Source organism: Streptomyces sp. NPDC086787 (genome assembly GCF_044745865.1).
GTDB lineage: Bacteria > Actinomycetota > Actinomycetes > Streptomycetales > Streptomycetaceae > Streptomyces.
Genome location: NZ_JBIVBC010000009.1, coordinates 157,716 through 184,543, shown reverse-complemented (window position 1 = coordinate 184,543; position 26,828 = coordinate 157,716). Strand labels below are relative to the sequence as shown.

The following is a 26,828-nucleotide window of genomic DNA, read 5'->3' as shown; positions in this document are numbered from 1 at the left end:
GACCAGGCGGCCGGGCCGTGGCCAGGGCGTCCGCCTCGCCTGGCGCACCATGGCTGAGCGTGGTGGTCTGCTGCTGCCCAGAACCCGTCGGCGTCAGCGCCTCGCTCGGATCATGTGGTGGGGCGTGCGGGTGCGCTGAGGGTGCGGCGGACGGCGTTGCGGAGCCAGTGGTGGGCTCCGTCGGCTGTGTGCCGGGGGTGCCAGGCCATGCCGATGGTCAGTGGTGGCAGTGCCAGGGGGATGTCGAGGAGGCGCAGTCCGAGAGCGACGGCGTCGTCGGTGAGGGGTGAGGGGGCGGCGCCGGGGAGCGCGGCGGGTACGAGGCAGACGACGTCGCTGCGGGTGGCGAGGGCCATTGCGGCCAGGTGGCCGGGGACGACGACGCTGACCCGCCGGTGGAGGTTCTCCTCGGCGAGGGCGGCGTCGAGGGGGCCGCTGAACCGGCCGCGACGGCTCACCGCGACGTGCTGGGCCGAGGCGAGCCGGGCCGGGGTCAGTGGTCCTTCGGTGAGGGGGTGTCCGGGCCGCACCGCCGCCATCATGCGGAGGCTGACCAGTTCTTCGACGTGGGTTTCGGGGTCCGCGTGGTCGATGGATCCGACCTCCAGGTCGATCCGTCCGTCGCGCAGGGCGGATCCGGCCTCCAGTTCCTCGGCCCGGATCCGGAACGAGACCCCCGGTGCTTCCTGCTGAGCGAGTTGCAGCAGTCCGGGAGCCAGTGCCGCGCCGACCAGGTCGGCGGTCTGGAGGGTGAAGGTGCTGCGCAGGCCGGCGGGGTCGACGCCGGTACCCGGGCTGAGCAGTGCTCCGAGGCTGCGTACCACCGCGGCGGCTTCGTCGCGCAGGGACTGGGCGAGCGGGGTGGGGACCATGGCCTGTCCGGCCCGGACCAGCAGAGGGTCCTGGAGGATGCGACGGAGGCGGGCGAGGGTGCGGCTCATCGCGGCGGGCGAGGTGTGCAGGCGGGCGGCGGCCCGGGTGACGCTGTTCTCGGCCAGGAGGGCGTCCAGCGCGATGGCGAGATTCGCGTCGATGACCGGATCGGGGCTGTTCACCAGCATCATTCCATTTCAGTCAATGATTCCGTGCTGAAGTTCCCATTGTGGCAACACTGCTGTCCTTCGCAGGATGGGGGTCGTACCGAACCGGCACGACCTACGAGGTTTTCATGATCGTTATTACTGCTCCCACCGGGAACATCGGCCGTCACCTGCTTTCCAGGCTCCTGGAGTTCGCCCCCGCCGCGGGTGAGGAACTGCGCGTGATCGTGCGCGACCCTGCCCGGCTTCCGGACACGGCGCGCGGACGCGTCGAGGTGGTCACCGGATCACATGGGGACGCCGAGGTCCTCGACAGGGCCTTCGAGGGTGCGGACGCCGTCTTCTGGCTCGTCCCGCCGGACGCCTCCCTGACTCCGTACGACGCCTACAGCGGGTTCACCCGCCCCGCCGTGAAGGCGCTCGCCGCCCACGGTGTCGGCCATGTCGTCGGGGTCTCGGCGCTCGGCCGCGGCACCCCGCTCGCCGACCGCGCCGGCCTGGTCACCGCCTCCCTCGCCATGGACGACCTCATCGCCGGTACCGGTGTCGCCTACCGGGCGCTGGCCTGCCCGTCCTTCTTCGAGAACCTCCTGGAGGAGGCCGACTCGATCCGTGACAAGGGCGTCTTCGTCGACACCGTCGACGCCGACCGCAAGGCCCCCCTCGTCGCTGTCGCCGACATCGCGGCCGCCGCCGCCGACCTGCTGCTGGACCGCTCCTGGACCGGCACCGACAGCGTCCCGGTCCTCGGGCCGGAGGACCTGTCCCCCAACGACCGGGCCCGCATCATGACCGCACAGCTCGGCCGCCCCGTCCGCTACGAACGCCAGCCGCTCGACGAGCTGTACACCACCCTCCTCGGCTACGGCCTCAACGAGGCATTCGCCCAGGGCGTCGCCGACATGAAGCGAGCCAAGGACGAGGGCCTCGACGCCGACGTCGCCCGCACCCGGGACACCGCCTCACCCACCGGGTTCGAGCAGTGGTGCGCCCAGACCCTGAAGCCCGCCGTCCTCTCCTGACGCCCACCACCCGTCGCCGGAACTCATGGTGCCCAGCGCACCGAGACCACCTACGCCTTGGGAGGCGCCCCGATGTCCGCTGAGGAAACCGAACCGCCGGTCACGGCGTTCATGCTCGTCAAGACCACACCCGAGTGGCTCGCCCTGACCGTCCAGGAACGTGTGGACGCCTTCACCACCCATGTCCTGCCCGCGATCAAGGCCGGGACCAGCGGCGTGCGGTCACGCTTCTACGACACGGAGTTCTACTCCGCGCGCGTCACCGACGTCTGGATGTGGGAGGCGGAGGACCACCAGGCCTACCGGCTCCTCATCGACGCACTGCGCGAAACCCCGTTCTGGGACCGCTACTTCGAGGTCGTCGACCTCCTGGTCGGCACCGAGAACGGCTACGCCCGCACCTACGGCCTCGAACCCGTCGCCACCATCACCACCTGACACACCGCCCACCTGGCGCGACCGTTCCGATGCCCTCCGTCCGCAACCGGCCGGAGGGCATCGGACCATCGGACGGCGACCCCGCGTTTCTCATGGCTTCTTGGGTGTGCCGCGTGGATCGGAGCTGTTGCCGAAGACGTTGTCGACGTGGGCTGCGAGTGACGACCGCAGGTCTTCGGGCGTCATCTCCTGATCGTCGATGAGGTGCGCGACGAGATCGGCGCGGATGGCGGCCAGCAGGGCGTGGGCGGTGAAGTCCGGGGCCCGGACCTCTGGCGCCTGATCCAGTGCGGCACGGAGGGTCTCGTGCCACCAGCCGTAGTGCTCGGCTTGGTAGGGGCTGCTGAGCCCGGCGTCCTCCGCGGCCGACATGAGGTTCCGGTTCTCCATCTTGAAGCGGAGCGCAGCGTCGAGGAGGTCCAGCACCCGCTGTCGCGGCGAGGACCCGGCTGAGTCCCGTGCCTCCCGCGCGGCTTGCTGCAAGGGTTCGAGGCGGGAGGTGATCACGGCGCCGATGAGGCCGGCCCGGTCGCCGAAGCGGCGGAAGAGGGTGCCCTTGCCCACGCCCGCGGCCGCGGCGATGTTGTCCATCGACACGCTGTGGGGGCTGCTGCTGGCGGCGAAGAGGGCGTCTGCGGCAGCCAGGACGGCTTCTCGGTTGCGCACGGCGTCCGCACGCTCCGTGCGCTGGGCCACAGGTCCTCCTTGGTGTTCGGCCTGTCCCAGCTCCCGAAAAGGATCCCGACCCATCGGGCACGGCGACTGGTCACGAGAAGCGCGAACTCTGGATAACTCGGTTCCTCGTGACGGAGCACCCGAATGGAAACGGACTGACGGTCCGGATGGACGAAGAATACGGACCGCCGGTCCGCTTTCGCGAGTCCGAAGCCCGGGTAGCTGGTACCGCGTCCAGTCGCCGGTGCCCCGGCAGGGCGGCGGGCTGTCCCTGCGCGGGTGGGCTCGCGATCGGGAGCCGCCGATCAGGACCGCATGGCGCCCCCCCGGGCAGGATTTCCGGCTGGTGATCATTTGGGCCCGAGCGGCGAAGTCGTCCCGGCCGCCCCCGGACCCGGCCCTTGGCCGTAATGGCCGAGCGAGGCCCGACCCTCCCGCACCAGCGACTGGACCACGGCGGAGGCGGCCGTACAGGGCAAGGGTGGAATCCTCACCGGGCTCGCACGACCCGCCCCGCTTCTACCGCGCCCCCGAGACGCTCCCCGCCGGGCAGTCGCCCTCTAGCGCGACAGCAAGGCCGCTGCGCGTGTCCTTGTCCCACGGCATCACATGCGAGTGGTCCACCCGTCAGGCGTCGAAACGGTGGCGTGAGGCATCGATGTGGCCGAGATACCTGTGGGTCCAGTCGCACAGTCCGTCGATCGTCACCCGCAGGGCCTGGCCCGGCTCGGTGAGGGTGTACTCGACGCGTGGCGGCACGACGGGGTGCATCGTCCGCTCGACCAGGCCGTTGCGCTCCAGCATGCGCAGGTTCTGGGTGAGCATCTTGTGGCTGATGCCCTCGATCTCGTTTCGCAGCTCGCCGAAGCGCAGCGTGTGTTCCCCCAGGGCCTCGATGATGAGGAGCGCCCATTTGTTGGCGACGTCCGAGAAGATCTCCCGCGCCAGGGAGTCCGCGCGCCGCAGGTCTGCTTCCTCGGGCGAACCCTTGAACTGCTTGGTCACCATCAGGTTCCTCAGTTACTCAAAAGTGCGTTCTTCCATGTCAGCGGCCACTCTCCTACGGTTCCCGAGTAACCACAAGAGAGTGTGAACGAGTCGTGGCTCGAGGAAAGCGAGCTCACGGGCTCTCACAGCAATGGAGGCGGGAAACATGGCCATCACCCTCGTGAACCCCAGCGGACTGCCGGAGATCGACGCCTACCGGCAGGTGTCGATCGCGACCGGATCGAAGCAGGTCTTCATCGCCGGCCAGGTCGCCTGGGGCGCCGACGGCGTCACGGTCGGCGAAGGCGACCTCGCCACCCAGGTCGAGCAGTGCTACCGCAACGTCGACACCGCCCTGGCCGAGGTCGGTGCCTCCTTCGACGACGTGGCGAAGCTGACCGTCTACGTCGTCGACTGGACCCCCGACAAGATGCCCCTGCTCATGGAGGGGATCGGTCGGGCGGCCGCGAAGCTGGGGATCACCGCGTCACCTCCCGCCTCGCTGCTGGGCGTCGCGGCACTCGACGTACCCGAGCACCTGGTCGAGGTCGAAGTCACCGCGGTCCTCGACTGAGGCCTGTGCGGGGCGTCGCGGGCGCCCCGCTATTCGAGACAACCGAGTGCCGGATGTCCCGGACGCGGTGCTCATCGCGGCGCCTCCGTGCCCGTCGGGCCAGGAATCGCTCCCTGGGCGCGCAGCTCTGCGATCTCAGCAGGGTCGAATCTCAGCTGGGCGAGGGTCTCGTCGTTGTGCTCGCCCAGGTCAGGCGCCCGCATGGCCGGGACCTTCGGTACGCCTCGGAGATTGACCGGACTGCTGATCGTTTCCTTGAGGCCGCCGACTCCTTCCAGCGGCACCACGATGTCGTTCGCGCGCAGTTGCGGGTCCTGTGCGGCCTCCTCCGGCGTCTGGATGAGGCTGTAGGTGACACGCTCCCGGCCCAGGGCGTCCTTCCAGTGAGCGAAGGGGCGCGAGCGGAACTCGGCGTCGAGCAGCTCCGCGAGCGCGTTCCTCACAAAGCCCTCGGCGTCGGCGAAACGGGAGTCCTCGAGCAGCTCCGGGTGCCCGATGGCCTGTGTCAGCCCCGCTCAGTGCGAGGGTGAGGCGACCAGCATGAACCACTCGTCGTCCGCGGCCCGGTAGGGGTTGATCAGCGGGTTCGCCAGCGCCTTCCGGTCGTGCAGCTCGAACGGCGTGCCGCCGGCGAGCGCACCGGCCACGAGCGCGGTACGGAACTCAACCGTCGTTGCGGGTCGCCCATCCCTGGCGGCTCGATCTTGATGACGTCCGCTCCGAAGTCGGAGAGCACGGTGGCGGCGGCCGGTCCCGCGATGGAGGAGGACGCGTCGAGGACCTTCAGCCCGGTGAAGACGGATTCGACAGTCATCGTGTTCACCTCACGAAAGCGCTCAGGCCGCCGGTGACGGCGCGTCCGACGATCAGGGTCTGGATCTCCCGTGTGCCCTCGTACGAGTAGAGGGCCTCGGCGTCGGCGACGAAGCGGCCCACCTTGTAGTCGAGGACGATGCCGTTGCCGGCCAACAACTCCCGGGCCCACCCCACGTTCTCGCGCATCCGCACGGTGCAGTAGGCCTTCGCCAGGGCGGACTGCTCGTCGCGGTAGATCCCGGCGTCCTGCAACTGGGCCTGGCGAGTCACCATCCCGCACGATGCGGTGGCATTGCCCAACATCTTCACCAGCAGATCCTGGACCAGCTGGAAACCGCCGATCGGGCGCCCGAACTGCTCGCGTTCCTTCGCGTACTGCAACGCGATCTCGTAGGCGCCGAACATCACGCCCACCGCCTGCCACGCCACGCCACTGCGCGTCTGGCGCAGGATGTTGGCGGTGTCCTTGAACGAGTTCGCGTTCTGCAGCCGGTTGGCCTCCGGTACGCGGCAGCCGTCGAGCACGATGTCGGCGTTCTGCACGATCCGCAGCGCCATCTTGTTCTCGATCTTGGTTGCCGTGAACCCGGGGGTGTCCTTCTCGACGACGAAGCCCAGCACGTGGTTCGTCTCGACGTCACGCGCCCAGACGACGACCAGGTCGGCGAAGGTCGCGTTGCCGATCCACCGCTTGGCCCCGTCGAGGACCCAGCCGTCGCCGTCGCGGCGCGCGCTCGTGCGCAGCCCGCCGGCCACGTCGGAGCCACCGTGCGGCTCGGTCAGCGCGAAGGCGCCGATCTTCTCGTAGCGGCTCATCGCCGGCAGCCATCGCCGCTGCTGCTCCTCGGAGCCACAGGCGAGGATCGAGCCCATGGCCAGACCGGTGTGCACGCCGGCGAACGTCGCCAAGGACGCGTCCGCGTGTGCGAACTCCAACGCGAGGAAGCCGGAGAAGAGGTTGCTCGGCTTGGATTCCGCGGAGTCCGGGTCCGCCCAGTTCGCTAGCCCGAGTCTCCCGAACGCCTCCACCAGCTGAAAGGGAAATTCGGCACGGGCCCAGTAGTCATCGACGATCGGAGCGGCCTGCGTGCGGAGGAACTCGCGGACGGCCGCCAACTTCTCCCGCTCGCTGTCCGACAGCATTTCCTCGAAGGTGTAGAAGTCGGCGGGCAGCAGCCCTTCGCCCAGGTAGGGACCGGACGGTGTCGGCGAGGTGGTTGCGCCGCTCATTGAAGTCTCCCTCGAACGCCGTGGGGCATGACCTGGAGATCCGCGCCCGTTCACGCTCTCCACGCCTGATGTTTCGGTTCGCTGGTCGGTTCTCTGGCGCGATTAAAGGCAGATCCGGGGCCGGTCCCCCGGACCCACGCCGCGCAGGGGCGCCGTTGTCAACCCCGCGGGTGCCACCGGTGACTGCACGGCACCCGAAGCCGCCGGCCACGGAGGCGATGTCGAGCCCCGGCAGGGCGACCCCCGGTGGGAGCCACAGCATCGGCTCGAACACCGTCCACTGCTCGTCAGGAAGACCCCCTCGTCCCACCCCGGTGTCATCACGGCGCGGGGCAACGAACAGGGCAGCTTCAAAAAGCGCGGCCTAGAATCCCAACTCCTGTGCCAGCACCGCTGCTTGCACCCGGCTGCGCAGCTCCAGCTTGGCCAGCAGCCGGCTGACGTGTGTCTTCACCGTGCCCTCCGCCATCTCCAAGCGGCGCGCGATCTCGGCGTTCGACAGCCCCTCGCCTACGCACGACAACACCTCGCGTTCGCGCGGGGTCAACGTCTCCAGCGCGGCGGGTCCGGCGGTCGGCTCACGCACCGGCGTCGCGGCGAACTCGGCGATCAGCCGGCGGGTGACCGTCGGAGCGACGATGCCCTCTCCGCGCGCCACTGTGCGCACCGCCTGGAGCAGATCCCTCGCCTCGGTGTTCTTCAGCAGGAACCCGGCGGCACCGGCCCGCAGCGCCCCGAACACGTATTCGTCGAGGTCGAAGGTGGTCAGCACCAGCACGTCCGCGCTCTCCGCGGCGACGATCTGCCGGGTCGCCGACACGCCGTCCAGCCGCGGCATCTGTACGTCCATCAGCACCAGGTCGGGCCGTAGCTCGCGGGCCAGTTCCACCGCCGTCAGGCCGTCCGCGGCCTCCCCGACCACCTCGATGTCGGACGTGCTGCCCAGGATGAGGACCAGCCCGGCCCGGACGGCGGCCTGGTCCTCCGCGACGAGGACGCGGATCGCGCGGTTCATGAGGGGTCTCCTTCGCTGAGTGGAAGAGCGGCGCGGACGGTCCAGCGCCCGTCTGCGGAGCCCGCCTCGAAGCTGCCGCCGAGCAGCGCCGCCCGCTCACGCATCCCGGGCAGACCGGACCCGGAGCCCGGGGCGCGGGGGATGTCACCGGCCCGGTAGGGGCTGCTCACCCGCACGTGCAGGATGCCGCTCCGCTCGCTGAGGCCGACGTGCACCGGCCCCGGCGCCGCGTGTTTCAGGGCGTTGGTCAGCGACTCCTGCACGATCCGGTAGGCGGCCAGTTCGACCGGCGCGGGAACGGCGTCATGGCCGGAGTCGAGAGTGACGTCCAGGCCGTTGGCGCGGGCGCCGTCCACCAGGGCACCCAGACCGTCGAGGGTGGGGGAGGGGGCGGGCTCGTGGTCACCGGAGCTGTCCCTCAGGAACCCGATCAGGCGGCGCATCTCGGCCAGACCTTCGACGCTGTTCTCCCGGATGACGACCAGCGCGTTCTGTGAGGTCTTCGGGTCGTCCAGGGAGAGCGCGGCGGTGGAATGAATGGCGATGGCGGAAAGGTGGTTGGCGACCATGTCGTGCAACTCACGGGCGAACCGGGCTCGTTCCGTGGTGACCGCCTGAGCGCGGTCCATCTCGGCCAGCAGCGCCGTCTGTTCGGCGCGCAGCCGGGCGGCTTCGGCCGCGTCGCGGTGGTTGCGCACCACCCAGCCGGTGGACGCGGGTGCGTAGGCGACCACACCCACGCCCACTCCGATCAGCAGGCCCTGCGGGTCGCGCCAGAGGGCGGCGGGTACGACGCCGCAGACGACCGTCAGCATGCCGGTGACCCAGGGGATGCGGCGGGCGGCGGCGGGGCTGCCGTACAGCACGGCCGCGTACACCAGATCGGTGTACAGCACAACGGTCACCAGGCTGCCCAGGGTCACCGTGTCCAGGGTCAGCGCGGCGGTGCCGATCAGCAGACCGAGGCGGGGCCGGACGCGGCGCAGCGGCTCGCAGGCGGCGGTCACCATGAGCGGCACCAGGGGGGCCCAGGGCGCGTGCCACAGCACGAGGCTGTCCGTGGCCAGGCGTGGGTGGATGCCCAGTGCCCACAGCAGCACACCGCCGGCCAGTCCGCCCACGGCCATGCGCCAGTCGTCGCGGTGCGGTCGGGACATGACGTGGGACATGGCTCAATCCAAACACGGCCCGCGGCCGCTGTGTCTGCTACCCGGGAACGGTCCTGGACTGCGACTTTCGCGTACGGCGAGGTCGCCCGCGGTGACGACGATCCGGGCGCCGGCCCGAGGGAGGCTGGACGGCAGAGCGAAGGGAGAGAACCGTGATCGTCGGATTGATCATTGCCTGCGAGGTGGCGTTCTGGGTGCTGTTGGCGGCCGGACTGGCTTTCCGTTACCTCCTGAAGATGCCGCGCACCGGGCTGGCCCTGCTGCTGTGCGAGCCGCTTCTGGAACTGGTGCTGTTCGTCGTCACCGCCGTCGACCTGAGGAACGGAGCCGAGCCCGACTGGCGGCACGGCCTCGCGGCCGTCTACATCGGATTCACGGTGGGCCTCGGACACTCCACGATCAAATGGGCCGACGCCCGGATCGCGCACCGGTTCGCCGGTGGGCCACCGCCGGTGAAGCCGCCGAAGTACGGTACGGCTCGGTCCGTTCATGAATGGAAGGTCGCGGGCCGCTGGACCCTGGCCGCGGTGGTGGCCATCGTCCTGCTCCAGGCCGCGGTCTGGTACGTGGGGGACGACGGTGGGACCGGCTCGCTGCGGGCATGGCAGATGAGGATGGTGTGGCTGATCGGCATCAACGTGATCATCGCCGCGTCCTACACCCTGTTTCCCAAGCGGAAGTCGGCTTAGGGCCTGTCGTTTGGATCAAGCCGCAGACGGCAGGCCCCAGCGGTCCGCGGAAGCTCCGCGTGTCATCTCATGTCATCCGGTCATGTCGTCCGGGACCCGTTCAGAACATGCTGGTGATGCCCGGAATTCCCGGGACCGCCTGAGGTGTCGGCTCCACCGGGTCGTCGGAACCACCTTCCGGCGGCGGGGGCGCCTGGCAGGTGAGGTCCTTCGCCGGGAGCTTGCCGTTGGTCAGGTATGCGGTCGCCGTGCTGTTGGCGCACGAGTCGGTGCCGTAGATGCCGTGCCCGATGCCTCCGGCGACCTTGACCATCCGCGAGCCCTTCATGGCCCGGTGCAGGCCCTGTCCGGACGCCAGCGGGGTCTGCGAGTCCCACTCGTTCTGCAGGATGAGCACGCCGACCTTGTTGTCTATCTTCGTGGTGGGTTCGCTGCCCTGCTTGTTCCAGAACGCGCACGGTTTGACGCTCGACGCGAAGTCTCCGTACAGGGGATAGGCCGCCTTGTCCCGGATCGCGTCCCGACGGTACTGCTCGGGGTCGCGCGGCCAGGAGCGGCTGTCGGCGCAGAAGACGGACCAGAAGCTCGCCTCGTGGTTGTCCGACGGTACGGCGGCGGCGCGACGGAGGACCGACGGGGCGGGCCGCTGCGGATTCCTGAGCCCAACGGGACCACCACCCGAGGTCTCACCGTCCGCTGCCATCTTCAGGTCCTTGATCGTCGCGGCGGCGTACGGCGGGTTGTAGAAGATCGTGCGCATCTGGAGACGTATGTCGTCGCCGTTCATCGGCGCGCCGTCGTCGATCGGTTCGCGGTCCGCCCGGGCGACCAGGTCCCAGAAGGTCCTGCGGACCGCTTCCGGGGTTTCGCCCAGCTGGTACGTGGTGTTGCGCCGGGCGGTCCACTCGGACCAGTTGACGAAGGCGGGCTCGACGCCTTCCGCCCAGACCTGCAGCATGCCCCGCCAGGCGCGGTCCGGGTCGACGGCGCTGTCCAGGACGAACCGGTCGGCGTTCTTCGGAAACATCTGCGTGTAGACGGCGCCCAGATAGGTGCCGTACGAGTACCCGAGATAGGAGATCTTCTTCTCGCCGAGCACGGCCCGGACGACGTCCATGTCCCGCGCGGTGTTGCGGGTCGTGATGTGGCGGAGCGTGTCCCCTTGCCTCGCCTCGCACTTCTCGGCGAAAGTCCGCGCCCAGTTCACGTCCTTGGTGAACGTCGCCTCCTTGTAAGGCCGCTGCCAGCGCTGTTCTTCCTCTGTCAGACCACAGGTCAGCGGGGTGCTCCGGCCGACGCCACGTGGGTCGAAGCCGACCAGGTCGTACTTCTTCGCAGTCGACTCGGGCAGTGCCGAGGTCAGGGTCAGCGGCATGCCGAGGCCCTCCGCGCCGGGGCCGCCCGGGTTGGCCAGGAGCACTCCGTGGCGTTCGTTCCTGCTGCTTGTCCTTATGCGGGATATCGCGATGTCGATCTTCTTGCCGTCGGGACGGCTGTAGTCCAGCGGCACCTTGACCGTGGCGCACTGGAAGGTCTCCGGCTTGTCGGCCTCGCAGCGCTGCCAGGACAGACGCTGCTGGAGGTACTGCTGGAGAGGGTTCTCCGCGGCGGTGGCCGCGGTCGGGGTGAGGGCCGGGACGAGTCCGGCAAGGGCACTGGCCGCGAGGAGAGCGGCAATGCGTCTGCTGCGCACGGGGAAGGGTCCTCCTGAATCCGGGTCAACGGGACACACCAACCTTTTCGTGAGGCCCTGTTGGGGCGAGTCCACCGCAGGTCTAAAAACCCGTCAGACCGGTGAAGGAGGAATCGCCATGACAAATGTCCACAAGGCGTACAGCCTCGACCCGGATTTCTCCGTCTTGCTCGGTTGGGTCACCGTCGGACTGTCGGGGGGACGGGCGACCTTGGCCTGGAGGGCTGACCGTATGACAGCGCCACGCGTAGCGGAATGTCGGCTTTGACGGCGAAATGTAATGGCTAGCTTTGATGCTGCCGTCCAGACCTCTGGGCCGGGCGTTTCGATGCGAGCCAGCGGAGGACAGCGTATGAGCCGGCGAAGTGTGAGTCAGGGTCTGGCGGCGGGATTGGTGCTTGCCGGGGTCATGTCCACTCCGGCGCACGCGGTGACGCCAGTGGCGTGCACCGAGGGGGCGCTGCGCGCGGCGATCGCCAACTCCAACTTGGTGGTCGGCGGCGATACGCTGTCGCTGATCCCGTACTGCCTCTACACTCTCACCGACGCCGGAGGCGGTGCGCTGCCGCAGCTCAGTCAGCCGTTGGTGATCCTGGGCAACAACGCGACCATCAAGCGCGACACGTCGTCGTCCGACTTCCGGATCTTCGATGTCGGCACCGGCGCGTCACTGACCGCGGACACCCTCACCATCATGAACGGCCACGCCGACGCGACGGGCGGCGGCGGTGTGCTGGTCAACAGCGGTGCCGGCCCACTGACCGCCACCAACGTGAACTTCCAGGGCAACGCCTCCGACCAGGACGGCGGAGGCGTCCGCGTCGCCGCCGGCGCACTGGGGACCTCCACCATCAGCGGTGGCGTTGTCAGCGACAACAGAGCCACCCTCGACGGGGGAGGCATCGACGCCGAGGGAGCCGTCAACATCGCCGGCACGACCGTCTCCCGCAACCGCGCGACACGATTCGGGGGAGGCATCAACAACGACGTCGGTGCCGGAATGCTCAACGTCAGCGACGCCGTCGTCAGGAACAACAGCGGTGTCACCGGCGGAATGGACCTGGACGCCAACGCGTTCATCACCCGCACCACCATGACCGACAACACCTCGCGGGGAGGCACGGGCGGCGGCGCGATCTACTCCGGCGGATTTCTGGTCATCCAGAACTCGGTGATCAGCGGGAACACGAACACCGCCAGTACGGCCAGCCAGGCGGGGGGCATCGAGGCGGACGGCACCTCCGTGGTGATCACGAGTACGCGGATCACCAACAACCGGGCCATCGGGGCCAACGCATCCGGCGCCGGGATCTACCTCAACTCAGGCTCGCTCACCCTGGACGGGGTCACCCTCACCGGAAACCTCGCCTCCGGTCAGTACGCCGTGGGCGGCGGCATCTACGCCGGCGGCGCGGGCATGACCATCCAGAACAACACCCTCGTCGACAACAACAAGGTCACCGGCACCGGCTCCTACGCCGCCGGCATCTACAACACCGGCACCAGCGTGTCCCTGACGGGCTCCCACGTCGACAACAACACCGCGCCCCCCGCCCCCGCCCCCGGCGGCATCTGGACCGACATCCAGTTCACGTCCGTCACGGGATCCACCATCACCGGCAACACCCCCACCAACTGCCTCCTCAGCCCCGTCATCCCCACAGGCTGCATCGGCTGACACCACATCCGCAGTCCCGGTCCGCCTCCCGGAACGCGAGCGGTTCATTGCCCGGTGCGGCCCAAGACCCGCCGGCCCGCCACCCGGGAAGGGACGGCGGGCCGGTGGGCCGTGGGCCGCCCGCCGGCTGTCACTTCGCGACGAATGCCTGGAGCTCGCACTTGTCGATCCATTGCGCCTTCGGCTCGGGCGGAAGGTTGTCCGGGAGAACGATGTTGCCCTTCTCCCCGACGACCGCCCTGACGCCGTGTTCGCTCAGGCAGCGTACCCAGCGGTCCATCTTGTCGTGGTACTCCGGATCCTCCCGGGAGGCCCGCTCCGCGAGGTACTCGGGTTCCTTCTGCCAGCACTGCTTGTGCGCCTTCTCGAACACCGGGCCGGAGGACTCCAAGGGCTTGAGCACTTCGCCCTGCTTGATCGTCTTGACGCCGTTGCGCTGAAGGCACTCGTAGTAGAGGTAGAACACCCTGGAGGACTCCTCGTCGGAGGTGTCCGGCCTGATGAGGGGCCGCACGTCCTGCGACTGCTGCGGCGCCTGGGTCCCGTCCTTGCCGCCGGTCACGCTGGCGACTCCCGACTTGCCCCCGTCCTCGCTCGCCGACGAGCCGGAGGATCCTCCGCAGGCTCCGAGGAGGAAGGTCGCGGCGAGAGCGGCGCAGGCGGCCGTCACCTGCGTGGCTCTCGATGGGCGAGAGGTGTCGGTGTTTCGCATGGAGTGGGCCTTTCTCGGGAATTCCAGGGCCGGGAGGGGAGGGTGAGGAGCCGCGGGTCGGCGGGTTCGCCGCGTCATGCCGAGGCCAGGGCGGCGGTGGGGGAGAGCCGGGAGGCGCGGACGGCCGGGTAGACACCGGCGACGATACCGACGACCACCGCGCCGCCGAGTCCGGCCGCCACCGCGGGTACGGGGATGACGGGCGGCCAGTCCTTGTAGCCCGCGTAGCCCAGGGTGCCGAGGACGCCGAGGACGATTCCGGCGACGCCGCCGAGACCGGACAGTGCGATCGATTCGGTGAGGAACTGGCCACGGATCTGGCCCCGATGGGCGCCCAGCGCACGACGCAGCCCGATCTCGCGACGGCGTTCCAGCACCGAGATCACCATGGTGTTGGCCACACCGATACCGCCGACCAGGAGTGCGACCCCGGCCAGTCCGACGAACAGGGACGAGAACGTGGCCTCGGTGGAGCGTTTCGCGGCCAGGACGTCCGACGGCCGGCTGATCAGCACCTGGCTCGGGGACTGTGGGTTGATGGTGGCGGGCAGGACCGCGCGGACGTCATCGATCGCTGCCTCGTCCACCCGCAGGAACAGCTGGGTGGGGCGCAGGTCGAAGCCGAGGCTGCGGTGTGCGGTCTCCCAGCCGACCAGAACGCAGCGGTCGAGGTCCGGGGACAGACGGACGGCGTGCAGGATGCCGATGACGGTGAACCACCGGTTGCCGATCAGTACCAAGGGCGCCGGCTCTCCGGGGCGCAGATCGCTGAAGCCCAGCCGGGCCGCCGCGACCGAGCCGAGCACGGTGGTCGGGAGCCGCTCGGTCGCCGTGGAGAAGTAACGACCCGAGCGGACACGGGCGTTGACCAGCCCGAGGAGGTTCGGTCGAGCCGCCAACACCGTCAGCCCGGCCTCGTCGATGGGGTCCTGATGATCGGAACGCCGCACCCGGGCATGGGTGTTGGCGACCGGGGACACGGCCTTCACCGGACCGACGCGTTCGGCCATGCCGACCGACTCGGGCGGGAACGAAGCCGGTTTGTCATCCGGGCCCGACGTGTGTCCGACCGCTTGCAGCCTGTCGGTGCCCAGCGCGGTGAGTTCCGCGTCCAGGGCCTTCTGGCTGGAGGCCGGGATCCCGGTGACGATGATGATGGTGGCGATACCGATGGAGATGCCGAGTGCGGACAGCGCCGCCCGCATCCGGCGGGTGCGGATGCCAGTAAGTCCCAGGCGCAGGAGGTCGGCGGGCGAAAGTCGGACGGGTCGGTGCAGGGGGCCGTACGAGGTCCGGCGGCTCGCGCCGTCCGTCGTGTTCCGTGCGCCGGGGTGCCATTTCGCCGGCTTCACCGGGTGCCTCCGGTGCCCGAAGCCCTGGTGCCGGAAACCCCGGTGGAGGAGACCCCGGCAGGCGTGCCGCTGCTCGGCGGGAGACCGGTGGCGGCAGCGGTGTCGTTGACGATACGGCCGTCCTGGATCTCCACCCGCCGTGGCAGTTGCGCGGCGATGTCCCGGTCGTGGGTGATGAGCGCGATGGTGGTCCCTTCGTGGTTGAGCTGGGTGAGCAGGTTCAGTACGGCGATTCCGTTCGCGGTGTCCAGAGCGCCGGTCGGCTCGTCGGCGAGTACCAGCGTCGGTTCGTGGACGAGGGCGCGCGCGATGGCCACCCGCTGCCGCTCACCGCCGGAGAGCTCGTGCGGCCGGTGGTCGGCCCGGTGGGCCAGACCGACCCGCTCCAGCGCGGTGAGCGCGAGCGGGCGGCGTTGCCTTTTCGGCACGCCGGCGTAGAGCAGACCGGTGGTCACGTTCTCGGTGGCGGTCAGGCCCTCCGACAGATGAAACTGCTGGAAGACGAACCCGAGCCAGCGTCCCCGCAGCGACGACAGCTGACGGTCCGACAGACTGGTGACGTCGTGGCCGCCGATCACGACGGTGCCGCCGGTCGGCCGGTCGAGGGTGCCCATGATGTTCAGAAGGGTGGACTTGCCCGAGCCCGACGGGCCGACGATGGCCAGGAACTCGCCGTCATGGATGTCCAGCGAGACCCCGGCCAGCGCACTGACCCCGCCGGGGTAGCGGACCGCGGCATCGCGGACCGACAGCACCGGGGTGAGTACGTCCGTCACGAGGACGTCACCACCTTCGTGCCTTCGGCGATCCCGGCTCCGGAGATCTCGACCATCCCCTTGGCGATCAGGCCCGTCTTCACCGCGACGGTCCGCCCCTCGGGAGTCTGCACCCCGTAACCGCCCTCGCGGAGCGCGAGCAGCGCGGTCACCGGGACCACGAGCACGTCGCGCCGGGTCTCGGACACGAACGCCACCCGGACCGGCGCCGAGTCGAGCTTCCGCACCTTGCCCGGGTCGGTGAAGGCAACCGTCACGGTCACCTTTGCCTGTCCCGCCGAGCCCTCGGGCGCCTCGGCGTCCTTGCCGACACCGGCCACCCTGGCGGGGACCGGAGTGCCGTCGGGAAGCCATACGGTCACCGCGTCACCGCGCTGGATGTTGCCCACGTCGGTGGCGTCCACCGAGACGTTCACGGCCTTGTCGGTGGAGGTCACCTTCAGCAGCGGCGCCGCCACGTCGTCGCCCACCTGCGCACTGGCACTGTCCACCCGGACCGCCCCGCTGAGGACCACCACGTCACCGGGGCCGAGCACACCGGTGACCGGCACCCCGAGGTGTGTCTGCCAGCGTTTGATCGCGTTCACCAGGGCGGACGTGAGGACGCCGTCGCCGGAGCCGACCGTCGTCCGGGTGATCACGGTGCCGCTGCCGGCCGACCCGCCGCCCGCCGTCCGGGAAGCCGAGGGGGACTGGCTCCTGCCGTCGGCCGCCGCACCGGCGGGAGAGCCCGAAGGGCCGCCGGCCGGTGCCGTGTTCTTCCCTGCCGCTGCCGTCTCCTCCTGGGCCGCCGGGGTGATCGTGTTGACGACGCGTCCCGGCGACGGCTGGACTCCGACGTCGTATCCCAGGGCCCGCAGGTTGTCGACGACCACCCGCACGTCCCGCCCGACCAGGTTCTGCCCTTCGAGGCGCCGGTACAGCGGCACCGCGCCGTACAGGAGCGGCACTCTGCGGTCGTCGACGCGGTACAGCTCCTTGCCCCTGGTCACGGTGGTCCCGGTGGGAGCCAGCCAGGTCACGATGCCGGTCCCGTATCCCTTGACGGTCTGCGGCTTGGCGTAGCCGAGGGTGCCGTCCAGGGATCGGCTGTCGGACAGGTTCTTCCGTTCGACCTTGGCCGTGCCCGCCTGCGGATCGGGCTTGGCCGCCGTGGTGGTGCCGCCCTGTCCCCAGGGCACGAGCACCGCGGCTCCGGTCCCGGCCAGCCCCACCGCGAGCACCGCGGCGGCGATGCGGACACGACCCTTTCGCGGTGCGACGACCACCTGGAGGGGAACGGTGGCGTCGTCGTCCATGCCGCTCGCGGCACCGGTCTTCCGTCGTCGGCTCACCGTGCGCACCCTGGGGCGGGCAGGCTCGGGAACAGTGCCGCGCTGCCGGGACGGATGCCGACCGCCGTGACGACGGCGCGTGCGCGCTCCCCGAAGGAACTCCGCGTAACGAGCGCGGCGACTCGGGCTTGGACGCGAATCATGCAGACAACTCCCAGGAACGGCACGGTCGACCGCCACGAACAGGGACGCGTCCGGCGGCGGCAAGTGAGCCAGGAGGGCTCGCTTTCGAGTACGCGACCGACCATGCCGGACCGGTCTCAGAATGCTTTCAGCACAATGTATTGAGATTGTCAGAAATTCAGTTCAGCCCAGAGCGCTGCTTATAGTCACCGTCATGAACGCACGGATCCTGGTCGCCGAGGACAACGTCACGCAGGCCCAGGTATTGCGGATGTACCTGGATTCCGAGGGCTACAGCACGGTGATCGTGCACGACGGCCGCGCGGCGATCGACGCCGCCCGCCGGATCCGCCCCGACCTGCTGATCCTGGACGTGATGATGCCGAAGGTCGACGGGCTGAGCGTGTGCCGGATCCTGCGGCAGGAATCCGCCCTGCCGGTGCTGATGCTCACCGCCAACTCCACCGAGGACGACCTGCTCCTCGGCCTCGATCTCGGCGCCGACGACTACATGACCAAGCCCTACAGCCCACGTGAGCTGATGGCCAGGGTCCGGACACTGCTGCGCCGCGTCGAGCGGAGCGCACCGCCCGACGACGGGATCCTGCGCGTGGGAGCCCTCACGGTGGACCCGCTGCGGCACGAGGTACGGGGCGCCTCCGGCCGGCTCGTCACCTGTACCCGCGGGGAGTTCACCATCCTGGCCGCCATGGCCGCGGAACCCGGCCGGGTGTTCACCCGCCAGCAACTCCTCGAACGCACCCGGGGCTGGGACGTCGCCTCGACCGTTCGCACCATCGACATGCATGTGATGAACCTGCGCAAGAAGCTCGAGTCGGACCCGCGCCGCCCGGCCCACCTGATCACCGTCCACGGCATCGGCTACAAGCTGTCGTCGGGAACCGACCTGGCGGGCAACTGACGTGCGCCGGTCCGGGGTGCCGCTGCACACCAGCCTCTTCGTCCGGCTGCTCGCCGCGTCCCTGCTGGTCGCCCTGTGCTCGGTGGCCGCGACCACCTGGGCCGCCGTCACCACCACGACACAGGCGATCAGCACGGAACAGGGCCGGTCGTCGAAGGCCGACGTCCTCATCTACGACGCCCTGATCTCCTACTCCGCCACCCACACCGACTGGGGCGGGGTGCAGCCCCTGATCCGTGATCTGGCGGCGCGCACCGGCAGAGCGATCACCATCACCACCGCCGCCCACACCCGTCTGGCCGCCTCCCGGCCGGCCGTGCCCCTGCCCGCCCGGCCGGCCGCATCCGTCGACCCACTTCGACTCGACCCCGTCCTGTCGTCCCACGAGAACGCCGTCGGCCCGATCGACCCACAGGCGGTGGGCCCGTTCCGCCTGGAGGACCATGACCGGGCCAAGGCGCAGGCCAGTGTGCACGAGATCGCCCGCTGTCTCACCGGCCGCCGGGTCGCCAACAAAGTCGTGACCCTGCCCAGCGGGCGGGCCACGATCCAGCTCACCGAGCACGGAAGCGATGCCGATGCCGACGCCCGCGCGGCGGCATCGGCGGACTGCGGGCTCGATTTCCTCAAGGCCGCCCTGCCGTCGGAGACCGTGCCGCTCCGTCAGGCGTCCGAACTGGCTTCGGAGTGCCTGAGACAGCAGGGCAGACCGCCCGTCGAGATCTTCGCGGACTTCTCCTGGCGTTTCACCGGCCGCAGCAAACGCCAGGAGAATTCGGACCGCGCCGCGCAGGACTGCGTCTACGAAGGCCGCAGACAGCAGCTACGGCCCTATGTCTCGCCGCCCGTCCTGCTCTTCGTCTCCGACCCGGGGCATCCGACCACCGCGGCAGTCGGGCTCTCCAGGGCGAACACCCTGCGCGTCGCAGGCGCCGCGGGCATCGTCCTCACCGTCACCTGTGCCGTGACCGTCCTGCTGGGCAGCCGGTTGGTCCGGCCACTGCGCGCACTGATCACCGCGGCCCAACGCCCGGCCGGCGAAGCGGCACGCGTCCCGGTGCTGACCAAGGACGAGATCGGCCGTGTCGCCGTGGCCTTCAACGACCTCACCGAGCGCAGGGAGGCCCTGGAACGGCAACGCCGGGCCATGGTCAGCGACGTGGCACACGAACTTCGCACCCCGCTGACCAACATCCGGAGCTGGCTGGAGGCCGCCCAGGACGGACTGACACCGACCGACCCACAACTGCTGGTCCTGCTCATGGACGAGGCGATGCAGCTCCAGCACATCATCGAGGACCTGCGCGACCTCGCCGCGGCCGACGCCGGAAGCCTGACACTGAGCCGGGAGCCGCTCGCCGTACGGCAGGTGCTGGAGCAGGCGGCGGTGGCGCACCACGGGGAAGCCGGACCGGCGGGCGTCGCGCTGTTCATCGATGCTGCCCACGAACTCCAGGTCCAGGCCGACCCGGTGCGACTGCGCCAGGTGATGAGCAACCTCGTCTCCAACGCGATCAGACACACCCCGCGCGGCGGCCGGGTGGTCCTGCGGGCGCGGGAGGAGGACGACGAACTGGTCCTGGAGGTCACCGACTCCGGTTGCGGCATCGATCCGGCGGACCTGCCCCATGTGTTCGACCGGTTCTGGCGTGCGGACAAGTCCCGCAACCGCCAGACCGGCGGCAGCGGCCTCGGACTGGCCATCGTCCGCAAACTGACCGAGGCGCACGGCGGGACGGCCTCGGTCGTCAGCACCCCCGGCACCGGCTCCACGTTCACCGTCCGGCTCCCTCGGCGCGACTGACGGGGATTCGGTACGCGGACCGTGCGGGGCCATGACGAAAGCCACGAACCCGCCCCATGGTTCACCGGCGCACCCGGGGGCCTGAGAACGGCCCGTACGGATCACTCAGCCTTGTCGAGGCACAGCCATGAGACGGTGTTCTGCGAGGATCCTCGCGAGTTCTGACGGGGTCATTGACGGCTGACCGTACGGGTCACGCCCGTGACGATCGTCGTCGCCAGTATCCAGCCGGTGATGATCAGGACGTACGACAGCCACTGATACCAGCCCTCAGGGGCGAACGCCGACTCCTGGCCGAAATCGATGACCGGCAGGAGCAGATCGAGAGTGTAGAAGACAGGGTTGAAGTCAGGGGCCTCGCCCGCCTTGACGGGGCGAGGGTGGTGCAGGCCGTACGCAATCGATCCAACGGCCATGAGGGACAACAGCCAAACGGCCGCACGCAACGGGCGGAAGCCGTAGCCGACGGTGGCCTCCTGAACGTACCCCCACAGCCGTCCGTACCAGGCGAGCGTGGTGCGCCGGCGACGTTGTTTGGCGAGCTGAACGAGACGGGCCGCGTCGTCGTCGCCGACATGGCGATATGCCGCCATGAGCTGCTCGTAGGAATGTGGCTCATACCGGCCACCATCCCGTTCCAGCATCGGCAGGCGGCGCTCGGCGGGCTCGTGCGGACTGAGCACCGTGTACCTGAGATTGCTGAGATGCACCTGCTCGGGCAGCATCTCCGGTTCGAGGGTCAGGATTTCTATCTGAGAACGCCGCAGATTCAAGGCGCCCTTGATGCGATCACCACCGCGCAACCACAGTTCACCGATGACACAACTGCTCGCCCGCAGTGCCGTGTCGCCCGGATGCGACAGCTGAGCGTGGAGCAGGTCGAGACGGCCCGATATGCGAGAACCTCGGAGTTCGATCCGACCCTGCGTACGTACGCACCGCGCCCGTATGTGGGCTCCGACTTGCAGGTTCTGGGCGTCCAGCGCGGTGCCGCCGGGCTTGATGAACTCGGCATCCTGAACGTTGATTCGCCCGGCGACGGAGGCACCAGTGAGCCGTACCTGTCCGTGCGCGCGCATCTCCGGCGCCCACAGGTCGTCTCCGATTGCTGCCTGGTTGAGCTGCAGCACTGGCTCGGAGTCGTCCGACGCCGTGAACTCCGCCCGCTCCATGAACAGCGCCCCGGAGATCTGCGCCCCGCCGAGCCGTACCGGGCCCCGCATCCGGCAGTCCGTCATTCGCAGCACCCCCTCGACCCGTAAGGTCCCCGAGGTCAGGCCTGGAAGAACGGACTTGCTCAGATTGAGCTGACGCAGCTTGGCACCGTAGAGGTTTGGGACGCTGTCGAACTGACAGTGACTCAGGCGGACGGCGGCGTCGATCGTGGCGTACTTCAGATCCAGTACGCCGGTGATTCGCGCTCCGGTGACCTTGAGCGCGGCTATCTCGCCCTCCTCCCGCGGAGCCTTGAGAAGCAGCGCCCGCAGCACACTCGCCCGTACGGTCCGCTCGGCGCTCCAGGTGTCGCCGAGTGCCGGATCCTCGTTCTCGGGCCGGAAGTCCACGGACTCGCCTCGCGGGAAGGCCTGCCATACACGCATCTCGGCTGGCGACAGCTCGTTCGTCTCGGTCACGCCGGGACTCTGGCGTGCCGTGTTCTTGCTGTCAACTGCGAAACGAGAGGTGTGCGCGTGGGGCCTTCTGCGTGGCGAGAATGGTGCCCACGCGTGCTCCGTTCGACAGCCTCGAGCTCCGCTGCGACACCGTCGACGCGATCCGCTGATCGGCGAGTTGGCTCGGGTGCGGCCGACGCCGAGCAAGGGCGGCTGTACGGCCGTCGAGGTCAGGGGCGTACGTCTCGCTCCGCGCGCCGGCCCTACGTACGCGTCGGTGGCCGTCACCCATGTAGGCAGACTTCACCGACGCGAGGGCGGTGCTCCCGCGGCGAAGCTGAGTGCCATGACGAACACCGAGACGAACTCCGCAACCGCTACCGCAACCGCTCTCCTTGGGAAGGCGCCGCACGACAAGGAGGCGAAGAAGAGCAAGGGCACGAAGAAGAGCAAGGCCCGTCGGCGTACCGCCAAGGCACTGGCGTACTTCGCCCTCGTCCTCACCGGGCTCATGGTCCTGGCTGAGCCGTGGCTGCTGGTCCCGGTCGCCGCCCTGGTCCTCGCGATCTCCCTCTGGGACTGACCCGGCACCGCCTGGACGAAGCGCGGCCGATCGCGCGCTCATTCCAGGCGGCGCCCCGAGTCGACTTGCCCGTAACGCCCTCCCGGCCGCACAGGCCGCGGCCACGCCCACACCTGAAGGATCATCACCATGACGTCCCGCCCGTCCCGCGCCAAGACGATAATGATCGCCGCCGCAGCCCTCAACGCCGCCGCTGCCACCGCCGCCCACGCCGCGAAGGATGCCGGACTGCGGCCGCCGAGGATCGTCGTGGAGTGGGCCCGCGCCTGGAACGGCACCGACCCTCGGGCGCTCGGCGCCCTGTTCACCGCCGACGGCACCTACATCGACGAAGCCGTGGGTGTCACCTTCCACGGCCGCCAGGAGATAACGGGATGGAAGGCTCGCGCCGACAGCCTCATCGACGACGTCCACGTCACGGTGCGCTCCACCCGCAGCGACGGCGACCGTATCACCGTCGAAGCCGTCTACGCCGGCCATCTCAAGGGTGCGCCCGAGCCCTTCGCCGTACCGATGACCACTCTCCTCGACCTCGACCGGAACCACCGCCGGATCGCCTCCGACCAGGACCACTACAGCCTCGCCACCGTCCTCGCCCAGTCCGGTCTGCCCGCCGACTGGACCCCGCCCACCCCCTGACCCGGACACGTACTCAGGCGGAGCTGAGTATCTGTGCGCTGGTTGGTGACGCGGGCGAGCCGAACACTCGCCGCATGAGGAAAGAACTGCGGAAGCCCGTGCCCCAACTGCTGTCGGTCGTCGTCGTGGCGGGGCTGGCAATCGCCGGGTGGGCCCTGTGGCTGGGTTGGCGCCAGCAGCCGTACGGGGCATGGCAGGTAGCCGGACTGGGGGTGACTCTGCTGGTACCCGTGTGCTCGGCTGCTCTACGCCGCTACTACGCGGGCGCCGTGATCGGCACCACTGCCGGGCTGACGGCTGCCGCGTACTACGACTGGTCGGACGACTCCAGCGGCCTCTTCGTCATCGGCGTGGGCCTGGTCATGATCTGCAGCCTCCTCGTGACAGGCGTCCTCTCCGCCATGGTCGCCTCGGCGACACGGGGCGAATGAACCGGCCTCCGGAGGAGCGAGGACCTTGGTCCAGATACGCGACCGGGGCACCCTGGCCCGCTCACGGACACCACGCGCGCCTCCGGGCCATGCCTCAGAGTTCAGGAATCAGACCGGCTTCGACGCCGAGATCCGCCACGTCCTTACGGACCGCCGCCACGAACTGCCTGATCTCCGCCACAAGGAGATCCCAGCCAACCGGCGAGGTCCACGTGTCCGACTGGAAGACGGAACCGACCCGCCAGGCCTCTGCAGATCGCGAAATCCGCACCACCCCCAGCTCTGCGTAGGACATCGAGTCGAACTCGAAGTCATCGCGCTCGCCATCCGGTTGGTGCAGCCAGTCCATCAGAGCGCGCGCCAGCTCAGCCACGGGAAACCCTTCCTCGGCCCACACCACGCAGTCGCCATCCCGGATGACCAGGTCGGCCTCGATGTCGACGAGCAGCATTTCCAGGGATGCCGTCGAAGGCTGGACGCCGCGCCTGTACAGGTCCGGCGCACCGGCGTTCTGGTAGGAGAACTTCACCGCCATCCGACCCTCCCTGGACTCTGGGGGCCGCAGATCCACAGACCGCCCAAGCCGCAAACCCTACCAAGCGGGCGCATCAAGGATGCTCCGAAGGAGCGGATATTGACTGCGGTCGGGTTCTGGAGGCCGAGGAAGGAGGAGCCCCATGCTCTGATCGCTCCAAAAGGGAGTGATATGAGCGTGAGATTGCGTTTCGGGCAGACATTTGGCATTTTCGTGGCGGCTGTGGTCTGGAGTGCGGGCACTGCTGTTCCCGCCCCCGCCGCCTTGGTGGACGAGCTGGTGGTGGGGACTGCCAGTGCCACGTGTGTGGATCCGCAGTACGCGACGATTCAGGCCGCGGTGGTCGACGCGGTACCCGGCGCGACGATCAGGGTGTGCGCCGGTCTTTACCCGGAGACCGTCACGGTGGACAAGACACTGACCTTCCTCGGAGCACAGGCGGGAGTCGACGCCCGCACCGGACGTGCGGTGCCGAGCGAGGAATCCATCGTCGAATCAAGCACCGGTGGTTTCAACATTCTGGCCGGGGTCAGCAGCGTGACCATCGACGGGTTCACCATCCGAGGCGCCGGTGCGCCCACACAGAATGCCGACGGAATCGAAGCCTTCCACGGCGGCAGCGGCTTCTCCTTCCTTGACAACATCATCACCAACAACACGTACGGCATCAATCTGGCGTCCGACGGAACGGTTCCGACGCTGGTGAGGCACAACCGCTTCGTGAGCAACAACCAGACTGGAGCCGCGGGCGGCGCGGGCGTGTTCGTCTCGAACGGGCCCGCCAATGACACGACCATCACCGAGAACAGTTTCTCCGGTCACAGTTCCGCCGCCGTCAACAGCACCGGAAGTTCGTCGGACTTCTCCCACGACCTGCTCATCACCCACAACACGAGCACCGATGACGCCTCGTTCGCCGTGATGGTCAACGCGAGGTCCTCCCGGGTCGAAGACAATGTGGCCACACACACGGACCCCGATGATCCGACCGCGGGAAGTGCCATTTTCGTCGGCGGGAACACCGATGGGCTGCGGATCAACAGGAACACCATCACCGGCGGAGACGCGTCCGGCATCAGGGTGACCAGTCTGTTCGGCGCGCCCAGCACGGGCCTGAACATCACAGGCAACACCGTCACGTCGCGTCGCAACGGGGTGCGGATCAGCGGCGGCGAGACCGACGGGACCATCGACACGAACTACGTCACCGGTAGCAGCAACGTGGGACTGTTGATCGAGGCCGGGAACAGCGGGCTCCAGATCACCCACAACACGGCCCACGGCAGTGCCGTACTCGACTGCGAGGACGACAGCACCGGGTCCGGCACGGCGGGCACGGCGAACACCTGGACGGGTGACATCGGCGCAACGAGCCGACCGGAGGGCATCTGCACGGACGCACCCGCCCTGACGATCACCAAGACCCACCGCGGTGTCTTCCGCCAGGGTGAGCGCGGAGCCGTCTACACCCTCAAGGTGGCCAATGCCGTCGGCTCGGGACCCACCAACGGCACTCCCGTCACCGTCTCGGACACCCTGCCCCACGGCCTGACCGCCACCGCCCTCTCGGGGACCGGCTGGACCTGCTCGGTGTCCGCGCTGACGTGCACCCGTGACGACATCCTGGCCGCCGGAGCCGCCTATCCGCCCATCCACCTCACCGTGAACGTCGCCAAGGACGCGCCCCGGCACGTCGTCAACTCGGCCACCGTCACCGGCGGCGGCGACGCCATGACCCACACCGCGGTGGATCCCACCCCCGTCAAGGCCAGGACCTGCGCATGGCGTCTCACCAGCTGGTGCTGGTGAGGCGTGCCGGGAAGAGAATGACGGCTGCGGCCGAAGCCGGCCGGTCTCGGGGCCGGTGCCCCCCTGCGGGTCGTCCGGTGGAACCTCGGACGCCTGTTCCCCCTCAAGAAAGGCAGAGCTGGGTGTAGGCACGACGTGAGGTGGACGCGGTGGGCGGGCGGATCAGGGGCGCGGCACTGGCCTGCGCCGTTCTCATGGGCCTCGCGACGGGGTGTTCGAGCGGAGGCTCTTCGGCCTCCCGCAGTGCGGAACCGTCCGCGTCCGCCCCGCGGGCCGGGGAGTCCGGCACGGACGCGGCCGGCGCACGGGCCAAGACCGAGGCCGCCTACCGCAAGTGGGGCCTTGAGCCGCTGGCCGCCCCGCCGGCTCCGCCCGCGGCCAAGCCCGGCGGAGGCCGGGCCGGTCGCGGCCAGGTGCCGGTGGTCAGCGAGATCGCCACCAAGGAGAAGGTCGTCTTCCTCACGTTCGACGACGGGGCGGAGAAGGACCCGAAGTTCGTGACGATGATGCGGGAGCTGAACCTCCCCTTCACGATGTTCCTGACGGACGCCGCGATCCGCTCCGACTACGGCTACTTCAGCAAGCTCCAGAAGCTCGGTGGCGATGTCAACAACCACACGCTGACCCACCCGAACCTGCGCACTCTTGGCGCCGCTGCCCAGAAGCGGGAGATATGCGGCCAGCAGGAGAAGTTGAAGAATCGATACGGCATCACGCCGCGGCTCTTTCGCCCGCCCTACGGCAACTGGAACGAGGACACCCGGTCGGCCGCCGCGTCCTGCGGGGTCGAGTCGGTCGTGCTCTGGCGGGAGTCCATGCAGATCAAAAACATGCAGTACCAGCGCGGTGACAAGAAGCTCCACCCCGGCGACATCATTCTCGCCCACTTTCGAGGACCGTCCGAGCTCAAGGGCACGACGATGACCGAGATGACCGCGAACATGCTGCGCCACATACGGGAGCAGGGCTTCACTGTGGCCCGCCTGGAGGACTACCTCTAGCGTCCGGAGCCGGGAGGCGGCCGCACCGCGTCGTGGGTTCTCCGCAAGGTCAGGACGCGCCGGGAATCCAAGGTGTTGTCCACCGGATGTTTTCGCCTCGGATCGTGAACCGTTTGGCGCGACGCCCCGTAGGGCCGGGTGCGGTGGTCGTGAAACCGCCGCATTTCC

General features: G+C 69.1%; 27 protein-coding genes. 12 read left to right on the top strand and 15 right to left on the bottom strand.

All coding sequences use genetic code 11. The features are described 5' to 3' along the window. Window positions 1–110 precede the first annotated feature (110 nt). Window positions 111–1,064 (bottom strand): LysR family transcriptional regulator, encoded by a 954-nt coding sequence (locus tag ACIPK3_RS22290; protein ID WP_402572119.1) that lies wholly within the window; start codon window positions 1,062–1,064, stop codon window positions 111–113. Between the two features lie 104 nt (window positions 1,065–1,168). On the opposite strand from ACIPK3_RS22290, the gene ACIPK3_RS22285 reads away from it, so the two are divergent. Next, window positions 1,169–2,062, top strand: a complete 894-nt coding sequence (locus tag ACIPK3_RS22285; RefSeq protein WP_402572117.1) for an NAD(P)H-binding protein — start codon at window positions 1,169–1,171, stop codon at window positions 2,060–2,062. A gap of 72 nt (window positions 2,063–2,134) precedes the next feature. Further along, window positions 2,135–2,500, top strand: a complete 366-nt coding sequence (locus ACIPK3_RS22280) for a darcynin family protein (protein WP_402572115.1) — start codon at window positions 2,135–2,137, stop codon at window positions 2,498–2,500. Between the two features lie 90 nt (window positions 2,501–2,590). Here the strand turns inward: ACIPK3_RS22280 and ACIPK3_RS22275 are convergent, their stop codons facing one another. Further along, window positions 2,591–3,196: a TetR/AcrR family transcriptional regulator gene (locus ACIPK3_RS22275; RefSeq protein WP_402572113.1), complete on the bottom strand. Its 606-nt coding sequence runs from the start codon at window positions 3,194–3,196 to the stop codon at window positions 2,591–2,593. 606 nt (window positions 3,197–3,802) lie between these two features. Beyond that, window positions 3,803–4,183: a winged helix-turn-helix transcriptional regulator gene (locus ACIPK3_RS22270; RefSeq protein WP_402572111.1), complete on the bottom strand. Its 381-nt coding sequence runs from the start codon at window positions 4,181–4,183 to the stop codon at window positions 3,803–3,805. A gap of 145 nt (window positions 4,184–4,328) precedes the next feature. Between ACIPK3_RS22270 and ACIPK3_RS22265 the strand changes: the two genes are divergently transcribed. After that, complete coding sequence (locus ACIPK3_RS22265; protein WP_402572110.1) at window positions 4,329–4,736, top strand: RidA family protein; 408 nt, start codon at window positions 4,329–4,331, stop codon at window positions 4,734–4,736. A 71-nt stretch (window positions 4,737–4,807) separates the two neighbouring features. Here ACIPK3_RS22265 and ACIPK3_RS22260 read toward each other — a convergent pair whose 3' ends face one another. From ACIPK3_RS22260 to ACIPK3_RS22240, 5 genes are all read right to left on the bottom strand, one after another. Beyond that, the gene (locus tag ACIPK3_RS22260) at window positions 4,808–5,218 is read right to left on the bottom strand and encodes a CoA transferase (protein WP_402572319.1); all 411 of its coding nucleotides are present in this window, start codon (window positions 5,216–5,218) and stop codon (window positions 4,808–4,810) included. Window positions 5,219–5,313: 95 nt separating this feature from the next. Continuing rightward, window positions 5,314–5,550 carry a CoA transferase gene (locus ACIPK3_RS22255; protein WP_402572108.1) on the bottom strand — a complete coding sequence of 79 codons (237 nt, stop codon included), beginning with the start codon at window positions 5,548–5,550 and terminating at the stop codon, window positions 5,314–5,316. A gap of 5 nt (window positions 5,551–5,555) precedes the next feature. Beyond that, entirely contained in the window at window positions 5,556–6,782 is a 1,227-nt protein-coding gene (locus ACIPK3_RS22250; RefSeq protein ID WP_402572106.1) for an acyl-CoA dehydrogenase family protein, read from the bottom strand. 364 nt (window positions 6,783–7,146) lie between these two features. Continuing rightward, a complete protein-coding gene (locus ACIPK3_RS22245; protein ID WP_402572104.1) occupies window positions 7,147–7,797 on the bottom strand; it encodes a response regulator in 651 nt (216 codons plus the stop codon). Beyond that, window positions 7,794–8,966 carry a sensor histidine kinase gene (locus tag ACIPK3_RS22240; protein WP_402572102.1) on the bottom strand — a complete coding sequence of 391 codons (1,173 nt, stop codon included), beginning with the start codon at window positions 8,964–8,966 and terminating at the stop codon, window positions 7,794–7,796. Before ACIPK3_RS22240 ends, ACIPK3_RS22245 begins: the two co-directional genes overlap by 4 nt. 152 nt (window positions 8,967–9,118) lie before the next feature. Between ACIPK3_RS22240 and ACIPK3_RS22235 the strand changes: the two genes are divergently transcribed. After that, on the top strand, window positions 9,119–9,655 hold the full coding sequence (locus tag ACIPK3_RS22235) for a hypothetical protein (protein ID WP_402572100.1): 537 nt from the start codon (window positions 9,119–9,121) through the stop codon (window positions 9,653–9,655). A gap of 100 nt (window positions 9,656–9,755) precedes the next feature. Here ACIPK3_RS22235 and ACIPK3_RS22230 read toward each other — a convergent pair whose 3' ends face one another. Then, window positions 9,756–11,348, bottom strand: coding sequence for an alpha/beta hydrolase (locus ACIPK3_RS22230; RefSeq protein WP_402572099.1), 1,593 nt, complete (start codon window positions 11,346–11,348; stop codon window positions 9,756–9,758). Window positions 11,349–11,757: 409 nt separating this feature from the next. On the opposite strand from ACIPK3_RS22230, the gene ACIPK3_RS22225 reads away from it, so the two are divergent. Beyond that, on the top strand, window positions 11,758–13,026 hold the full coding sequence (locus tag ACIPK3_RS22225; RefSeq protein WP_402572097.1) for a right-handed parallel beta-helix repeat-containing protein: 1,269 nt from the start codon (window positions 11,758–11,760) through the stop codon (window positions 13,024–13,026). Window positions 13,027–13,156: 130 nt separating this feature from the next. Here ACIPK3_RS22225 and ACIPK3_RS22220 read toward each other — a convergent pair whose 3' ends face one another. The 4 genes from ACIPK3_RS22220 to ACIPK3_RS22205 form a co-directional block, all read right to left on the bottom strand. After that, complete coding sequence (locus ACIPK3_RS22220) at window positions 13,157–13,696, bottom strand: hypothetical protein (RefSeq protein WP_402572095.1); 540 nt, start codon at window positions 13,694–13,696, stop codon at window positions 13,157–13,159. A 116-nt stretch (window positions 13,697–13,812) separates the two neighbouring features. After that, on the bottom strand, window positions 13,813–15,090 hold the full coding sequence (locus ACIPK3_RS22215) for an ABC transporter permease (protein ID WP_402572093.1): 1,278 nt from the start codon (window positions 15,088–15,090) through the stop codon (window positions 13,813–13,815). Next, window positions 15,087–15,866, bottom strand: a complete 780-nt coding sequence (locus ACIPK3_RS22210; protein WP_402572091.1) for an ABC transporter ATP-binding protein — start codon at window positions 15,864–15,866, stop codon at window positions 15,087–15,089. The genes ACIPK3_RS22215 and ACIPK3_RS22210 overlap by 4 nt, the downstream gene beginning before the upstream one ends. Then, window positions 15,863–17,200 (bottom strand): peptidoglycan-binding protein, encoded by a 1,338-nt coding sequence (locus tag ACIPK3_RS22205; RefSeq protein WP_402572089.1) that lies wholly within the window; start codon window positions 17,198–17,200, stop codon window positions 15,863–15,865. Before ACIPK3_RS22205 ends, ACIPK3_RS22210 begins: the two co-directional genes overlap by 4 nt. Before the next feature lie 337 nt (window positions 17,201–17,537). On the opposite strand from ACIPK3_RS22205, the gene ACIPK3_RS22200 reads away from it, so the two are divergent. After that, window positions 17,538–18,245, top strand: coding sequence for a response regulator transcription factor (locus ACIPK3_RS22200; protein WP_402572088.1), 708 nt, complete (start codon window positions 17,538–17,540; stop codon window positions 18,243–18,245). Window position 18,246: 1 nt separating this feature from the next. Further along, window positions 18,247–20,049, top strand: coding sequence for a sensor histidine kinase (locus tag ACIPK3_RS22195; RefSeq protein WP_402572086.1), 1,803 nt, complete (start codon window positions 18,247–18,249; stop codon window positions 20,047–20,049). Window positions 20,050–20,219: 170 nt separating this feature from the next. Here ACIPK3_RS22195 and ACIPK3_RS22190 read toward each other — a convergent pair whose 3' ends face one another. Next, window positions 20,220–21,650: a membrane-associated oxidoreductase gene (locus ACIPK3_RS22190; RefSeq protein WP_402572318.1), complete on the bottom strand. Its 1,431-nt coding sequence runs from the start codon at window positions 21,648–21,650 to the stop codon at window positions 20,220–20,222. 358 nt (window positions 21,651–22,008) lie between these two features. Here ACIPK3_RS22190 and ACIPK3_RS22185 point away from each other — a divergent pair, with 358 nt between their 5' ends. The 3 genes from ACIPK3_RS22185 (at window position 22,009) to ACIPK3_RS22175 (ending at window position 23,315) form a co-directional block, all read left to right on the top strand. Continuing rightward, entirely contained in the window at window positions 22,009–22,245 is a 237-nt protein-coding gene (locus tag ACIPK3_RS22185) for a hypothetical protein (RefSeq protein ID WP_402572085.1), read from the top strand. A gap of 129 nt (window positions 22,246–22,374) precedes the next feature. Next, entirely contained in the window at window positions 22,375–22,884 is a 510-nt protein-coding gene (locus tag ACIPK3_RS22180) for a nuclear transport factor 2 family protein (RefSeq protein WP_402572083.1), read from the top strand. A gap of 74 nt (window positions 22,885–22,958) precedes the next feature. Beyond that, window positions 22,959–23,315: a hypothetical protein gene (locus ACIPK3_RS22175; protein WP_402572081.1), complete on the top strand. Its 357-nt coding sequence runs from the start codon at window positions 22,959–22,961 to the stop codon at window positions 23,313–23,315. 94 nt (window positions 23,316–23,409) lie between these two features. Here the strand turns inward: ACIPK3_RS22175 and ACIPK3_RS22170 are convergent, their stop codons facing one another. Next, window positions 23,410–23,850 carry a hypothetical protein gene (locus tag ACIPK3_RS22170; RefSeq protein ID WP_402572079.1) on the bottom strand — a complete coding sequence of 147 codons (441 nt, stop codon included), beginning with the start codon at window positions 23,848–23,850 and terminating at the stop codon, window positions 23,410–23,412. A gap of 177 nt (window positions 23,851–24,027) precedes the next feature. On the opposite strand from ACIPK3_RS22170, the gene ACIPK3_RS22165 reads away from it, so the two are divergent. Beyond that, entirely contained in the window at window positions 24,028–25,659 is a 1,632-nt protein-coding gene (locus tag ACIPK3_RS22165) for a right-handed parallel beta-helix repeat-containing protein (RefSeq protein WP_402572078.1), read from the top strand. A gap of 149 nt (window positions 25,660–25,808) precedes the next feature. Further along, entirely contained in the window at window positions 25,809–26,660 is an 852-nt protein-coding gene (locus ACIPK3_RS22160; RefSeq protein WP_402572077.1) for a polysaccharide deacetylase family protein, read from the top strand. Window positions 26,661–26,828: the final 168 nt, after the last annotated feature.